Source organism: Burkholderia reimsis, from assembly GCF_003294055.1.
GTDB classification, from domain to species: Bacteria; Pseudomonadota; Gammaproteobacteria; order Burkholderiales; family Burkholderiaceae; genus Burkholderia; species Burkholderia cepacia.
This window is the reverse complement of record NZ_QMFZ01000002.1, coordinates 295,585-309,340: the sequence shown is the minus strand read 5'-3', so window position 1 is coordinate 309,340 and position 13,756 is coordinate 295,585. Positions and strand designations below refer to the sequence as shown.

Annotated in this window: 14 protein-coding genes and 1 pseudogene; 6 read left to right on the top strand and 9 right to left on the bottom strand. The window is 68.0% G+C overall.

The features are described 5' to 3' along the window. Positions 1-49: 49 nt before the first annotated feature. Both DPV79_RS04285 and DPV79_RS04280 read right to left on the bottom strand, forming a co-directional pair. A complete protein-coding gene (locus DPV79_RS04285; RefSeq protein WP_059553171.1) occupies positions 50-898 on the bottom strand; it encodes a phytanoyl-CoA dioxygenase family protein in 849 nt (282 codons plus the stop codon). Between the two features lie 39 nt (positions 899-937). Further along, the gene (locus DPV79_RS04280; RefSeq protein ID WP_113044870.1) at positions 938-1,741 is read right to left on the bottom strand and encodes an ABC transporter substrate-binding protein; all 804 of its coding nucleotides are present in this window, start codon (positions 1,739-1,741) and stop codon (positions 938-940) included. A 464-nt stretch (positions 1,742-2,205) separates the two neighbouring features. On the opposite strand from DPV79_RS04280, the gene DPV79_RS04275 reads away from it, so the two are divergent. Genes DPV79_RS04275 through DPV79_RS04265 form a run of 3 tightly spaced genes read left to right on the top strand, consistent with a single transcriptional unit; the run spans position 2,206 to position 3,934 of the window. Further along, on the top strand, positions 2,206-2,685 hold the full coding sequence (locus tag DPV79_RS04275) for a helix-turn-helix domain-containing protein (protein WP_113044869.1): 480 nt from the start codon (positions 2,206-2,208) through the stop codon (positions 2,683-2,685). 52 nt (positions 2,686-2,737) lie between these two features. After that, positions 2,738-3,043, top strand: coding sequence for a nucleotidyl transferase AbiEii/AbiGii toxin family protein (locus DPV79_RS43025; RefSeq protein WP_113044868.1), 306 nt, complete (start codon positions 2,738-2,740; stop codon positions 3,041-3,043). Between the two features lie 27 nt (positions 3,044-3,070). Continuing rightward, positions 3,071-3,934: a LysR family transcriptional regulator gene (locus tag DPV79_RS04265; RefSeq protein ID WP_059523154.1), complete on the top strand. Its 864-nt coding sequence runs from the start codon at positions 3,071-3,073 to the stop codon at positions 3,932-3,934. A gap of 115 nt (positions 3,935-4,049) precedes the next feature. Here DPV79_RS04265 and DPV79_RS04260 read toward each other — a convergent pair whose 3' ends face one another. The 3 genes from DPV79_RS04260 to DPV79_RS04250 form a co-directional block, all read right to left on the bottom strand. Then, entirely contained in the window at positions 4,050-4,535 is a 486-nt protein-coding gene (locus DPV79_RS04260; protein ID WP_059553173.1) for a nuclear transport factor 2 family protein, read from the bottom strand. A 67-nt stretch (positions 4,536-4,602) separates the two neighbouring features. Then, positions 4,603-5,787, bottom strand: a complete 1,185-nt coding sequence (locus DPV79_RS04255) for an amidohydrolase family protein (RefSeq protein ID WP_113044867.1) — start codon at positions 5,785-5,787, stop codon at positions 4,603-4,605. A gap of 102 nt (positions 5,788-5,889) precedes the next feature. Beyond that, entirely contained in the window at positions 5,890-7,089 is a 1,200-nt protein-coding gene (locus tag DPV79_RS04250; RefSeq protein ID WP_113044866.1) for an amidohydrolase family protein, read from the bottom strand. A 538-nt stretch (positions 7,090-7,627) separates the two neighbouring features. Between DPV79_RS04250 and DPV79_RS04245 the strand changes: the two genes are divergently transcribed. After that, positions 7,628-8,275: an outer membrane lipoprotein gene (locus DPV79_RS04245; protein WP_021158654.1), complete on the top strand. Its 648-nt coding sequence runs from the start codon at positions 7,628-7,630 to the stop codon at positions 8,273-8,275. Between the two features lie 213 nt (positions 8,276-8,488). Here the strand turns inward: DPV79_RS04245 and DPV79_RS04240 are convergent, their stop codons facing one another. The 3 genes from DPV79_RS04240 to DPV79_RS04230 form a co-directional block, all read right to left on the bottom strand. Continuing rightward, on the bottom strand, positions 8,489-9,880 hold the full coding sequence (locus DPV79_RS04240) for an amino acid permease (RefSeq protein WP_113044865.1): 1,392 nt from the start codon (positions 9,878-9,880) through the stop codon (positions 8,489-8,491). A 106-nt stretch (positions 9,881-9,986) separates the two neighbouring features. Then, positions 9,987-11,237 (bottom strand): NAD(P)/FAD-dependent oxidoreductase, encoded by a 1,251-nt coding sequence (locus tag DPV79_RS04235; protein WP_113044864.1) that lies wholly within the window; start codon positions 11,235-11,237, stop codon positions 9,987-9,989. A gap of 31 nt (positions 11,238-11,268) precedes the next feature. Next, on the bottom strand, positions 11,269-11,622 hold the full coding sequence (locus DPV79_RS04230; RefSeq protein WP_042974203.1) for a RidA family protein: 354 nt from the start codon (positions 11,620-11,622) through the stop codon (positions 11,269-11,271). 311 nt (positions 11,623-11,933) lie between these two features. Between DPV79_RS04230 and DPV79_RS04225 the strand changes: the two genes are divergently transcribed. Both DPV79_RS04225 and DPV79_RS04220 read left to right on the top strand, forming a co-directional pair. Further along, positions 11,934-12,569: a helix-turn-helix domain-containing protein gene (locus DPV79_RS04225; protein WP_113044863.1), complete on the top strand. Its 636-nt coding sequence runs from the start codon at positions 11,934-11,936 to the stop codon at positions 12,567-12,569. A gap of 157 nt (positions 12,570-12,726) precedes the next feature. Further along, positions 12,727-13,236 carry a GNAT family N-acetyltransferase gene (locus DPV79_RS04220; protein ID WP_113044862.1) on the top strand — a complete coding sequence of 170 codons (510 nt, stop codon included), beginning with the start codon at positions 12,727-12,729 and terminating at the stop codon, positions 13,234-13,236. 75 nt (positions 13,237-13,311) lie between these two features. On the opposite strand, the pseudogene DPV79_RS04215 reads toward DPV79_RS04220, so the two are convergent. Continuing rightward, positions 13,312-13,515: pseudogene (locus DPV79_RS04215) on the bottom strand (endopolygalacturonase); the annotation flags it as partial. Positions 13,516-13,756 lie beyond the last annotated feature (241 nt).

Here is a 13,756-nt window from a genome sequence, read left to right as displayed (position 1 = left end):
CGTTTCGTCAGAAAACGGCCGCCGCGTCGTTCATGCAGGCCCGCCGGCGTCAAAGCGCGCCGGCCTGCCCCGCGCCACGCGACCACACGACCGGAAACAGCGGGTGGTCGAGCGGCGCGCCATCGGGCAGTTGCTCCGCGAGCCCGGGGAAATCGGGCGACGTCTTCCAGCGGCGCGGCGCGTGACGGACATCATCGCCGACGAAGCGGATCGAGAACGCGCGCCGACGGTTCTGCGTACCGCCCGACGCGTGCAGCGTGAGCATCCGGAAGCACACCATGTCGCCGGGCTCGAGCGCCCAATGGCGGATCGGGAAGGCCGCGCGGTCGCCTTCGATGTCGGGCAGGTCCGCGAGGCTGCCTTCCGGAAACCACTTCGCTTCCTTGTCCATGAACGTGCGCGGCATCAGCCACGGCCCGCGATGCGAGCCCGCGACGAATTCCAGCGTCGATTCGAGCGGCACCGGATCGACCGGAATCCACATGCTGACGTTGTCGTCGCCCTCAATGTTGTAGTACGGCTGGTCCTGGTGCCACGGCGTGCGCTGCCGCGTGCCGGGCTCCTTCACAAGGAGGTGGTCGTGATGGAGCCGCACGTTCTCCGTGCCCATCAGCGCGGCGGCCACCGACGGCGCGGGCGAGCGCACGATGAAGTCGCGATACGCGTCGTTGTGCTGCCAGTTGCAGAAATCCTCGAAGAACCAGCCCGGATCGTCGGGCCGGCTCGCGACTTTCGCGCGCGGGCTCGGCTGCGCGAGATTCGCGTCGATGCCGGCGCGCAGCGCGGCGACTTCGTCGGGCGAGAAGATGCCCTTGATGCAGACCGCACCTTCCTCGCGGAACGCGGCGATCAGTTCGGGCGTCACGGCTTGCGCGACGCGATCCTCGATACTCGTCATGGTGTGCCTGTCGATTGAATGAATTGCGGAGTCACCGAATCACGGTGCCGAAGTCAGCTGCTGCTTCGCACCGTAGATGTCGAAGTCGAAATATTTCGCGGCGATCTTCTGGTACGTACCGTTCGCGCGGATCGCGACGATCGCGTCGTTCAGCCGCTTCTTCATCGCGTCGTCGCCCTTGCGCATGCCCATCGCAACGCCGTAGCCGGTGATCCGCACGTCGGTCACGTCAGGGCCCGCGAACGCATAGCCCTTGCCGCGCGGCGTCTTCAGGAACGAATAGCCGGCCTGCGTCTTGTCCTGGAAGGTCGCGTCGAGGCGGCCGTTGACGAGATCCTGGTACACCTGGTCCTGGTTCTGGTACGAGACGATCGTCACGCCCCTGGTCGCCCATTCGGCCTTCGCGTACGCCTCCTGCGTCGTGCCCTGGTCGATCCCGACGCGCTTGCCCGCGAGCGACGCGGCGGTCGGCAGCAGCTTCGAGCCGACCGGCGCGACGAGCGCGCCCGGCGACGCATACAGCTTGTTCGAGAAGTCGATCTGCTTGAGCCGCTCGTCGGTGGCCGTCATCGCGGACATGATCACGTCGAACTTGCGCGCGCGCAGCGCCGGAATCATCCCGTCGAAGCCCTGCTCGACCCAGACGCACTTCGCACGCAGCTGCTCGCAGATCGCATTGCGCAGGTCGATGTCGAAGCCGGCGAGCGAGCCGTCGGGCTGCTTCGCCTCGAACGGCGGATACGTGGGGTCGATGCCCCAGCGGATCGTCGACGTGTCCTGCGCGAACGACACGAGCGGCGCGAACGCCAGCGCGGTAACGAGAAGCTTTGCAGTGCGGTTCATGGCGTGTCCTTGATGGTCTCGACGCGGCGCGCAAGCGCCGGCGTCCGGTGGGGGGCGTTGCGCCGGAACGCCCGGCGCGGTGCGCGAAAGACTGGGACTTCGATGAAACTGCGATGCAGTCTAGACCGCTCAAATTTCGAGCGCAAGCAGGGGGAAGGCAGAATGCGCGGATTAAGGTCAGGAGACTGCGAGAGGCCGGAAATGACGCCCTAAACACATGCACATCGCGTGGATTTACGAGATTTTCGGGTGTTTACCCTAGGAGACGCGCGCCCGCCACAGGGCGCGTTTTTCCGGATTTCCGTGAAATAACGATGTCTATACAGGCATCGCCCGATTCCGCTCCGGCGGCATCGACGATGCGTCCTATACCGCAAAAGACAATGCTCGGAGACACTTGGCCACCCCTGCATGTAAGACATACTTTGCATTCACGCGCATCGAACCTGCGCCGGGAGGTCAACGTGCAACTCTACGAAATCGGTCAGGCCGTTGCGAAACGGAGGGCGGAACTCGATCTCACACAGGCCCAGCTTGCCAAGCTCGCCGGACTGTCCCGGTTCACCGTCAACCAGCTCGAAGCCGGCAAGGTCAAGGATCTCGGCATCAACAAGCTGATCCCGTTGCTCAGCGTGCTCGGCATCGAACTCCTGGCATTGCCGCGACAGGCTCACAACGGCCTTTACAAGGCCGTTGTGAGCGCGAACGTCAGCTACAAGGGCGAATTGACCGAACGCTTGCTGGCCGACGCGTTGATCACCGGACACATTCCGGAAGGATACGAATCGCCGTTCTCCGTCATCCTCGACGAAGTGCCGTTACCTGTTGTGGTGAAAGCAGCCGAGGAGGCTGCGGAGCGCTCGGGCACTCCGCTTCGGACCATCTGGAAAAACCTGGCGGCATGGTCGAAGGATCTTCACCTGTATCGGGAGGTATGGGCATGACTGCACCAATCGCGTTGCCGACGGCCCGTGGCAAGGCCTTTTTCGTCACGCGGTGACGCTGGTTGACGAGATATGCAAGCACGGCACGTCGAATCCGTTCTGGACGTTCGGTGGAGGCACGGTTCTCATGCTGCGCCACGGCCATCGCGTCAGCAAGGATGTCGACAAACGGGCCGATGATCGCGATCCGTTTGAAAAACTTCCGGCGTCCGCCCTGCGTGCGGCGCGCGCCGAGCCGGTCGATTCGATCCGTCAGGCGCCCCCGCGCCACCACCTGACGCCGCACCGGGTCCGGCGAAACCGCGATTGCCCACGGCATCCGGCCATGTTAAAAGTCGTCGCACGCATTTGGAAATGAAATGCTCGAATCCACAGAAGTGCAGAAATGAATAGACCCCTGTTCGACATCGACCTGCTGCGCGCGCTCGTGATGGTCGCCGACTGCGGCAGCTTCACGACGGCGTCCGCGCGCCTGCACTCGACGCAGTCGACGGTCAGTCAGAAGGTGCGCCGGCTCGAGGAAATCGCCGGGCATCGCCTGCTCGACCGCGGCACGCGCGACGTGCGGCCGACCGACGCGGGCGTGACGGTGCTCAGCTATGCGCGGCGCATGCTCGCGTTGAACGACGAGATGCTGGAAGCGCTGTCGGGTGCGACGGTCGCGCTGACGATCCGGCTCGGCGTGCCCGACGATTTCGCGGCGGGCCGCACGACGCATGCGCTCGCGGCATTCAAGCGCGAGCATCCGCAAGTGAAGCTCGAGGTGATGTGCGGGCTGAGCCGCGACATCAGCGCCGCATACGACCGCGGCGAACTCGACCTCGTACTGATCAAGCAACGCCGCGACAGCCGCGAGGCCGTCGTGCGCTGGCCCGAGAAGCTGCGCTGGATCGACAGCGCCGCGCATCCGTCGATCGATCTCGACCCGGTGCCGATCGTCGTGTTTCCGCCGCGCGGGCTCTATCGCGACGACATGATCAAGGCGATCGAGGAACGCGGCCGCCGCTGGCGGATCAGCTTCACGACGTCGAGCCTGAGCGGCATCCAGGCCGCCGTCGCCGACGGGCTCGGCATCAGCGTGCTGCCCGCACGCGTGGTGACGGACGAGCACGTCGTGCTGACCGCGAAGCAGGGTTTCGCGCCGATCGAACACATGGACATCGCGATCCTGCATCGGCCGACGGCCGACCCGATGGTCAGCGAACTGACGAAGGCGCTCGCGGCCATGCTGGAGCACGAGGAGCAGTAGGAAAGAGAACGCCGGATGCGGCCAGCGAGCAAGCGAACGACCGCCGCGACGCCGCCGGCACGGCCGATGCGACGCGCTCGCGCGCGCGTCGGCACGTCCGCGCACCCGATCCCCGTCAGAACATCGTGTTCCCGTTCGCGGCCTGCTCGGGCACGGGTTGATTGACGTCCCAGTGCTCGACGATCTTGCCGTTCTCGAGCCGGAAGATGTCCATGATCGCGCTGCCGCGCGTGCCGGGTTCGCGCACCGCGTGCACGTGCAGGATCACGTAGTCGCCGTCGACGAACGAGCGCTTGATCTCGCTGTGCGACCGCGGATACTTGTCGCGCAGGAACGCGACGAACTGGCGGAAGCCGTCGCGGCCGTCGGCCGCGTTCGGATTGTGCTGCACGTAACGATCGCCGACATACGCGAGTGCGGCGTCGGCATCCTTCTCGTTCAGGCCTTTTTCATAGAACGCGAGCACCGTGCGCCGGTTCGCTTCCTGCTGCGCGTCCGTTCGCGCATCCGTCGGCCCGGCCGCCACCGCATGCGCGGCACTCACGGCGAACAGGGCCGCCGCCATCCATCGTGCGGCCCGTGCCGCGGTCGTGCGTCGCATCGTCTTCTCCCGGGAAATCCGGCTGAAAACCGGATCATACCGGGGCGATGCTTCACCCGGGTTTCGCTCAGACCAGCGCGCCGTTACGCGCCACGATCTTCCCCGACGACACGACGAGCCGACGCACCGGCCGTGCGACGACGGCCTCGGCGAACGTCAGCGCGTCGACCAGCACGACGTCCGCGCGGCTGCCCGGCTGCAGCCCGTAACCGTCGAAGCCGCAACCGCGCGCCGCGCCGTGCGTCACGCAGTCGAGCGCGACCTCGAGCGCGTCGTCGCGGCGGAAATCGTTGCGCATGCCGATCAGCATCGCGCGTTCGAGCATGTCGGGCGACCCGTACGGCGTCCACGTATCGCGCACGCCGTCGTTGCCGCCGATGACCGTCACGCCCGCCGCACGGCACGCGGCCACCGGCGGCACGGGCACCGCCGCCGGCGCGGTCGTGACGAGCCCGACGCCGAGTGCCGCCATCCGGGCAAGCAGCGCATCGCGCTCGCGTTCGGCGATATCGCCCAGACAGAACCCGTGGCTGATCGTCACCTTGCCCTGCATGCCGTGCGCCGCCGTGCGCTGCAGGATCAGGTCGAGCGAATACGCGCCCATCGAGCCGCGCTCGTGCAGGTGGAGGTCGAGCCCGCGGCCATGGCGTTCGGCGATCGCGAACAGCACGTCCACCGCCTCGACCGGATCGCCTTCGATCGCGCACGGGTCGAGCCCGCCGAGCAGATCGGCGCCGGCGGCGAGCGCGTCGGACAGCAGTGCGTCGGTGCCCGGCCGCTTGAGCACGCCCGATTGAGGAAACGCGACGATCTGGATTTCAACCTGCCCGCGCAGCGTCTCGCGTGTCGCGAGCACGCCGTGCAGATGCCGCAGCCCGGCTTCGGTATCGATGTCGACGTGCGTGCGGATACGCGTCGTGCCGGCCGCGAGGAATGCACGCGCCAGCGCGAGCGACGCGACGCCGGCGTCGTGGCCACTCGTCGCGCGATAGTGGCGCTCGTTCTCGATCCGGTCGACGAGGCGCGGGCCGACCTGGTTGCGATACCACGGCATCTCCCAGTGCGTCTTGTCGAGGTGCGTATGGCCTTCGACGAGGCCGGGCAGCGCGAGCGCCCCCGCGCCGTCCTCGATCGCGCAGCCGGCGGGTGCGTCGAGCGACGGGCCGATGCGCGCGATGCGATCGCCTTCGATCAGGATGTCGAGCGCGGCGTCGGCGCTCGGGCGGACGTTGCGGATCAGCAGGTTCGTCATGTCGGTTCCGGTGTGGTCAGTCAGTGCGGTCAGTGCGGTCGGTACAGTCAGTGCAACGGGGCACGGCGCGTGCCGTGCCGCCGCTCAGGTCGGCCAGGCCGGTCAGCGCGTGAAGCGCAGCGCAGGGGCGAACGGCGCGCCCGTGTCGCTTTCGCCGCGGCGGAACACCCAGCGCTCGGCCGGCACGCCCGCGACGGCCGCCGCCGCATTCGGCGCACGCACCGCGACGAACGTCGCGTCGCAGCCGACTGCGATTCCATAGTTATCCTTGCCGATCACGCGCGCGCCGGCATGCGTCGCCATGTCCAGCGCGATGCCGAGCGCTTCGTCGGTGTAGAAGCCCGATCGATAGCCGACCATCATCGCGCGCTGCAGCATGTCGCCGTTGCCGTACGGCCACCATGCGTCGCGGATATTGTCGTTGCCCGCGATCACCTGCACGCCCGCGTCGCGCAGCGGCTGTACCGGCGGAAACGCGCAGTCGCCCGGCGCATTCGTCAGGATCGACACGCCGGCTTCAGCCAGTGCCGCCGCGGTGCGCCGCACGTCGTCGTCGCTCACCTGGCCGAGCGCGTACGCATGGCTCACGTTCACGCGCCCGCCGAGCCCCGCCGCGCGCGTGCGCGCCGCGATCCGCAGCAGTTGCGCGATGCCCGTCTCGCCCGGCTCGTGCAGGTGGATGTCGATCTTCGCGCCGCGCTTCTCGGCGATGCCGAACACGATGTCGAGCTGGCCGTCCGCGTCGCCGTCGAGTGTCGTCGGGTCGATCCCGCCGACCACGTCCGCGCCCTCGCGCACCGCTGCGTCGAGGATCTCCGCGGTGCCGGGGCACGTGACGACGCCGGCCTGCGGGAACGCGACGAGTTCGATGTCGACGATGCCGCGCCATTGCTCGCGCGCGGCCATCACGGCCTGCAGGTTCGACAGGCCCGTCGTCGCATCGACGTCGACGTGGCTGCGCATCGCGACCGTGCCGAACGCGGCGGCCTGCGCGATCAGCGCATTCGCGCGCTCGACGATCGGCGGCGCGGCCGCGAGCTGGCGCTTCTCGACCGCGAGCCGCTCGCGCAGCGTGCCGACCGTTTCGTGCGGCACCCAGCGATCGCCGACGAAGCTCTTGTCGAGGTGGATATGGCCATCGACGAAACCGGGCAGCACGACGCGGCCGTCGAGGTCGATCGTTTCCGCGCCGGGCGCGGCCGCACGATCGGCGCCGATCGCGGCAAAGCGGCCGTCACGGACGACGAGGTTGATGGGCTGGCCGCCGGCATCGACGGCGTTGATGAAGATACGATCGGTCATGGCTCGGAATGTGGGGCGGTCGCGGCACGTCGCCGGCGCGGACAGGGGAAGGCACCGCAGCCGGCCCGGCGCGACCGTTGGCAGGGAATCCGGCCACGATATCGGACGGCGCCGGCAGAGGCCAATTAAATGTCGCGATGCCGCGCATTCGATTTCGCGATGCGCGGCGCAAACGCCGTGCCAGCCACGTGCGGCTGCGGGGTCCGATCTCGTCGGCGACGGGCGCATGCCTACGGCCCGTCGGGTGACGTCGCCGAAGCCGACGTTTCGCGCGCCGGCATCGAGGGGCCGACTGCCTCGCAGGATAAGCCGCCGGACCGCTGTCGATCCGCGTCATCGCAGTTGCCGACCGGGCGCCGCCGCCCTCGCCGCGCATTGCGCGATCGCCCCGCCCGGGCGGCGATTTACGCGGCAACAGACTTTACACGTTGTTACCCGGCCGCACCGGACGCGCCACCCGCCATTCCTTATACTCACGCCGAGTTCGCCACCCGTCCTGGCATTCGTCGGCGAACCCGTTGCCGATGCAGGAATCATCATGATGCGCATGCCTTCCACGAAGACCGTTCTGTTCGCCTCGCTCGTCGCCGTCGCGGCGCTTCCGCTGACCGCCTGCGTCGCGCCGGGTTACTACGGCGCGCAGCCGGGGTATCCGCAGCAACAGCAATACGCGACGCCCGGCTACGCGCAGCCCGCGTATTCGCAACCGGGCTACGTGCAGCAGCAACAGCCGTATCCGAACCAGGCGCCGCAACCGTACGACCAGTACGGCAACCCGCAGCAATACGGGTCGCAGCCGTATGACCAGTACGGCAATCAGCAGCAATACGGCAACGGCTACGGCACGCAGTACGGCACGGTCTCGAACATCCAGCCGGTCAACGGCTCGGTCGGCCCGTCGGGCGTGGCCGGCACCGTCGTCGGTGCGCTGGTCGGCGGCCTGGTGGGCAACCAGTTCGGCCGCGGCCACGGCCGCGATGCGGCGACCGTGATCGGTGCGCTCGGCGGTGCGGTGGCCGGCAACCAGATCGGCCAGCAGATGGGCGCCGCGCAAGGCCCGAGCAGCTACCGGATCGACGTGCAGGTCAGCGACGGCACGATGCGCTCGTTCGACGTGCAATCGCCGGGCAACCTCCGGCCGGGCGATCGCGTGCAGATCAACGGCAACCAGCTGGCGCGGTATTGATTCGGATGCGGTGCGCCTGACCTGATCGGGCGCATCGTCGCGCGTTTGACGTCGGGGCCGGTTCGGCGCGACGGCGTACCTGCTTCACCCCATCCTCATCCTTCGTGCCGGCGCGGCGCACATGACGCACGCGCCGGCATCCGCCTTCAGCGCACCCGGCGCACGACCGCGCCACCACTCGCACTCCGACATCCGCGCCCCCGCGCCTGGCCGTCACACCCGCTCGACCCCGAGCCCGACCCGCGTCGACCGCGCGGCCGCCTGCAGATGCCGCGAGCGCCGGTAGACGATCGTCATCACCACCATCACCGCCGCACCGGCATACAGCGACCCGCGCGTCGACGGATCGACGCCGAGCATCACGAACACGAACGCGACGAACACGAGACAGATCCACGACGTGACCGGCGCGTACGGCAGGCGGAACGCGACCGTCTCGCCGCGCGCGGCCAGCACGCGCCGGAACCGCATGTGCGTCAGCACGATCATTGCCCAGATCACGGCCACGTCGAACGACAGGAACGACATCAGCCAGCCGAACACGCGCGCGGGCATCACGTAGTTCAGCACCACGCCGACCGACATGAACAGCACGGTCGCCCGCACCGCGCGCGACGGCGACCCGCTGGCGCTCAGCGCTGCGAACGACGCGGGCGCGAGGCCGTTGCCGGCCATGCTCGACAGCATGCGCGCGCCGCTGAACACGATGCAGTTGAAACTCGACAGCGCGGCCGTCACGACCACGAAGTTGACGATGCCGGCCGCCTGCCGCAGCCCGAGCGATTCGAACGTCGTCACGAACGGGCTGCCGTGCTCGCCGAGCTCGTGCCACGGATACAGCGCCATGATGATGAACAGCGCGCCGACGTAGAAGATCAGGATGCGCCACAGCACCGAGTTGATCGCGCGCGGGATCATCTTCTGCGGCTCGCGCGCCTCGCCGGCCGTGAGGCCGATCATCTCGACGCCCGCGAACGAATACGCGACGATCGGCAGCGCGCTCACGACCCCGAGCACGCCGTGCGGAAACACGCCGCCGTGCCGCCACAGGTTCGACAGCCCGACCGGCTCGCCGTGACGGCCGATCCCCGTGAACACGATCAGCGCGCCGCCCGCGATCATCAGCACGATCGTCACGACCTTCACGATCGCGAACCAGAACTCCAGTTCGCCGTACACCTTCACGTTGAGCAGGTTGAACGCCGAGATCGCGGCGATCGCCGCCACGACCCACAGCCACTGCGGCACCTCCGGAAACCAGAAGCCCATGTAGATGCCGATGGCGGTCGTCTCCGCGACGCCGACACCGACCATCAGCAGCCAGTAGCTCCAGCCGACCACGTAGCCGGCGTACGGCCCGAGGTATTCGAACGCATACGCGCCGAACGAGCCGGATACCGGCCGGTGCACGGCCATCTCGCCGAGCGCGCGCATGATCAGGAAGATCATCGCGCCGCCGATCAGGTACGCGACGAGCGCGCCGGGCCCGGCCGCCTTGATCGCGGACGCCGAGCCCAGGAACAGGCCGACGCCGATGGCCATGCCGAGGGCCATGAACGAAATCTGGCGCGCGCCGAGCTCGCGCCGCATCGTGTGCTGTTGCATGTCGTCTCCAGTCGTTGATCGTCGCGGCAAGCCGGATGGGCCGGCCGCTGGACGGAGCGGCCGGCGTCGTGTGCCGGCCGCCCTGCTGCAGCGCACGGACGCCGGTTCAGCGCCCGTGCAGAAAACGTTCGACGCGAAACGGCGCCGGATCGACGAACGGCTGCGTGCCGGTCATCAGGTCGGCGATCAGCCGGCCGGTCACGGGGCCGAGCGTGAAGCCGTGATGCGCGTGCCCGAACGCGAACCACAGATCGCGGTGGCGCGGCGCCGCGCCGATCACGGGCAGCATGTCGGGCGTGCAGGGCCGGCGGCCGAGCCACGGCGTGCCGTCGACGCGCGCGCCGAGCGGAAACAGCTCGCGCGCGACCGGTTCGACGGCGGCAAGCTGGGACGGCGTCGGCGGCGTGTCGCGATGGCCGAGCTCGACGCCGGTCGTCAGGCGGATGCCGCGCGTCATCGGCGTGATCAGGAAGCCGCTGTCGGCGTCGAGCACGGGCCGGTTCAGCCGCGCGCCCGGCTGCGGCGCGTAGTGCATGTGATAGCCGCGCTTGACCGCGAGCGGCAGCGTGTAACCGAGCCGCTCGCACAGCAGGTCCGACCAGGGCCCGAGCGCGACGACCGCCGCGCGCGCGTCGACCGGGCCTTGCGCGGTATCGACGCGCCAGCCGTTCCCGGCCGACAGCGTCAGCGCGTCGCCGGTCAGGATGCGGCCGCCGAGTTGCTCGAAGCGGCGCGCATAGGCGGTGACGAGTGCATTCGGATCGCTGATCGAATCGGAGCCCGTGTAACGCAGTGCGCCGATCAGCGCGCGGCTCAGGTTCGGTTCCGCGTCGCGCAGCGCGGCCGCATCGAGCGCATCGAAGGTCACGCCATATTCGGCGCGCCAGCGCTCGGCGTCGCGCGTTTCGGCATCGCGCGTCGCGGCCGTGCGGAACACCTTCAGCCAGCCGCCTTCGCGCAGCAGTGCGCCGGCGCCGGACGCTTCGATCAGCGCGCGATGCTCGGTCACGCAATGTTCGATCAGCGGCGCATACGCGCGCGCGATCTCCGCATGGCGCGCCGGATGCGAATTGCGCCAGTAGCGGTACAGGAACGGGATCAGCTTCGGCAGCGCGCCGACGTGATAGCGGACGTCGGGCGAGCGGTTGCACGCGTATTTCAGCAGCGTGCCGAAGCCGCGCGGAAACGCATACGGGTACACGCCTTCGCGCTGGATCAGCCCGGCGTTGCCGAGCGACGTCTCGTTGCCGGGCGCCTTGCGGTCGACGAGCGCGACCGACAGGCCGCGCTGCTGCAGGTGAACGGCGACGGATACGCCGATCATGCCGCCGCCCAGGACGAGCGTGTCGTAGGTCATCGGGAGGCTCCTCGGGCGGGCGGCGCCGGCGTCAGGCGAGCGCGGTCACGGCGATCTCGACGTCGAGACCGGGCTTCATCAGCAACGCCTGCACGCACGCGCGGGTCGGCGCGTGGCCGGCCGGCACCCAGGCGTCCCACACCGCGTTGAACGCGTCGAAATGCGCGGCGTCGCTGAGCCATACGTTGGCCGTGAGCACGCGCGTCTTGTCGACGCCGGCCGACGCGAGCAGCGCGTCGATGCGCGTGAGGATTTCGGTCGCCTGCACGGCGATCGGCGCGCCGGCCGTATCGGGCACCTGGCCGGCCAGATGGACGATGCCGTTCGCGATCACGACCTGGCTCATGCGTGCGCCGGTCTGCAGACGTTTGATTTCACTGGACATGGATTGCACCTTCACGGGCCCGGCCGCGACCGGCCGGAAAAATGACTGGGATAGACCGCTGGCGTGCGCAGGATCGAGGCGCCGCCGCACGGGCGAGCTGTGCCGATTCGGACACGATTCGTACACGTGTCGCGCATGTGTCGCGCACGTGTCGTTCAAGCCGGCCGCACCGGCCGCGCGAGTTTCGCGTCGTCCGATGCTAGAGTGGCCGTCACGCCGACCATCGGCGCTTTCGACGAAAATTATCATATACGAGAAAATTTATTCTCGTATACGACAAAACCCGTATTCACGTCGCGCCCTGTATCCGCATGCCCAAATCCACCGTTCCCGTTCGGCCGCCCACCGACACCGCGCCGCAACTCGACCACCAGACAGTCGGCGCGCGGCTGCGCGACGCGCGCAAGTCACGCGGCCTGACGCTCGCGCAACTGTCCGAGCGTTCCGGTATCGCGGTGTCGACGATTTCGAAGGCCGAGCGCGGCGACATTGCGCTCACCTACGACAAGTTCGCGGCGCTCACGCATGCGCTCGCGCTCGACTTCGACACGATGTTCGGCCGGCCCGCGCCCGCCGGCGCGATGACGCCGTCGTTCACGCCGGCCGGCCAGCAGATGGTCTACGACACGCCGAACTATGCGTACGGGATGCTCGCGAACGACCTGACCGGCAAACGGATGGTGCCCGTGCGCGGGCGGATCCATGCGCGCAAGCTGTCGGACTTCGCGGACTACATCCGGCACAGCGGCGAGGAGTTCGTGTTCGTGCTGAGCGGCGAGCTGGAACTGCGCTTCGAGAACGGCCACGCGTACCGGCTCGGCGCCGGCGACAGCCTGTACTTCGACAGCGCTGTCGGGCACGTGTACCTGAGCCTCGGCGACACCGATGCCGAGGTGCTCGCGTGCTGCGTCGACGGCGACGCGCGGCGGCCGCGCGACGCGATCTGAACGCAACGGCGCGGCCACGGCGAGCGATACGCGGAACGCCGACACGCGCGATCCGGATTCCTATTAGGATTAGTACGATGCATTCCGCGGCCCTATCGGTCATAGCGGCCATAGCGGCCCGCTCCGGCATGCACGACCCTCAACCGGAATCCCCTCGATGACGATCACGACTCGCCTGCTCGACGCGGCCGACGCCGCCCGTTTCCAGACCGTTCGCCTGCGTGCGGTCGACACCGCGCCCACGTCTTTCCTGCCGACACCCGACGAAGAATCGCAGGTGCCGGTCGACGAATTCGCGATACGCATCACGCCAACCCACGAACGTGCCGTGTTCGGCGCATTCGACGGCGATACGCTCGTCGGCATCACCGGCGTGCGCCGCGATGCGCGCGCGAAGATCGCGCACAAGGCGACGATCTGGGGCGTGTTCGTCGATCCCGCGTATCGCGGGCAGGGCATCGCGCAGACGCTGCTCGAAAGCGCGACCGCGCATGCGGCACAGGCGTGGCAATGCAAGCAACTGATGCTGTGCGTAAATGAGGTCAACGGCACCGCGGAGCGGCTATATGCGTCGCAGGGGTTCGTCCGGTTCGGCACGGAACCGCGCTCGCTGTTCGTCGACGGGCGGTTCTACGACGAACACCACATGGTCAAGACGCTGGCTTGACGCGTTCAATCAGGTTCGCGGTCGCGTGCATCGACCGCGGCACGCGAATGCCCTTCACCTTCATCTCACATCACGTCACCGTTTGTCGGTGATCGTCGTATTGACGGCCTGCCCGGCGATCGTCACGTTCGTCAGCGTCAGCGCGCTCACGTTGAACGCATGGATCGGCCCCGGCGACGTGACCGTCGGCGTACCCGACGCGACCGGCGTGTCGAAGTCGCAGTCGCTGATCGTCTCGCCGGAAATCGGCTGCACGGCCGGCACAGGCGGCGTGCCGTTGTTCAGTGCATGGGGTATCGACACGTCCGGCGGCAGATCACTAGTGATACGTCGTCGCATCACAACGCGCAGTCTAAATGCGATCAAAACAGGACACGCATTTGTCGCATACCCCGTTTTTACCGAAGCACTCCGCTGAATGTGTGTGCCCACTCACATCATCGAATGCGCTGTTAGAAATACGTTGTCGTATGTTTATGCGCAAAAACTTCAACTGAAATGCCCCGGCCGACACCGTCCG

Excerpts from the sequence above, each read along its gene's own strand:
- DPV79_RS04285 (WP_059553171.1), bottom strand. The coding sequence starts at position 898 with ATGACGAGTATCGAGGATCGCGTCGCGCAAGCCGTGACGCCCGAACTG.
- DPV79_RS04280 (WP_113044870.1), bottom strand. The coding sequence starts at position 1,741 with ATGAACCGCACTGCAAAGCTTCTCGTTACCGCGCTGGCGTTCGCGCCG.
- DPV79_RS04265 (WP_059523154.1), top strand. The coding sequence starts at position 3,071 with ATGAATAGACCCCTGTTCGACATCGACCTGCTGCGCGCGCTCGTGATG.
- DPV79_RS04260 (WP_059553173.1), bottom strand. The coding sequence starts at position 4,535 with ATGCGACGCACGACCGCGGCACGGGCCGCACGATGGATGGCGGCGGCC.
- DPV79_RS04255 (WP_113044867.1), bottom strand. The coding sequence starts at position 5,787 with ATGACGAACCTGCTGATCCGCAACGTCCGCCCGAGCGCCGACGCCGCG.
- DPV79_RS04250 (WP_113044866.1), bottom strand. The coding sequence starts at position 7,089 with ATGACCGATCGTATCTTCATCAACGCCGTCGATGCCGGCGGCCAGCCC.
- DPV79_RS04245 (WP_021158654.1), top strand. The coding sequence starts at position 7,628 with ATGATGCGCATGCCTTCCACGAAGACCGTTCTGTTCGCCTCGCTCGTC.
- DPV79_RS04240 (WP_113044865.1), bottom strand. The coding sequence starts at position 9,880 with ATGCAACAGCACACGATGCGGCGCGAGCTCGGCGCGCGCCAGATTTCG.
- DPV79_RS04235 (WP_113044864.1), bottom strand. The coding sequence starts at position 11,237 with ATGACCTACGACACGCTCGTCCTGGGCGGCGGCATGATCGGCGTATCC.
- DPV79_RS04230 (WP_042974203.1), bottom strand. The coding sequence starts at position 11,622 with ATGTCCAGTGAAATCAAACGTCTGCAGACCGGCGCACGCATGAGCCAG.
- DPV79_RS04225 (WP_113044863.1), top strand. The coding sequence starts at position 11,934 with ATGCCCAAATCCACCGTTCCCGTTCGGCCGCCCACCGACACCGCGCCG.
- DPV79_RS04220 (WP_113044862.1), top strand. The coding sequence starts at position 12,727 with ATGACGATCACGACTCGCCTGCTCGACGCGGCCGACGCCGCCCGTTTC.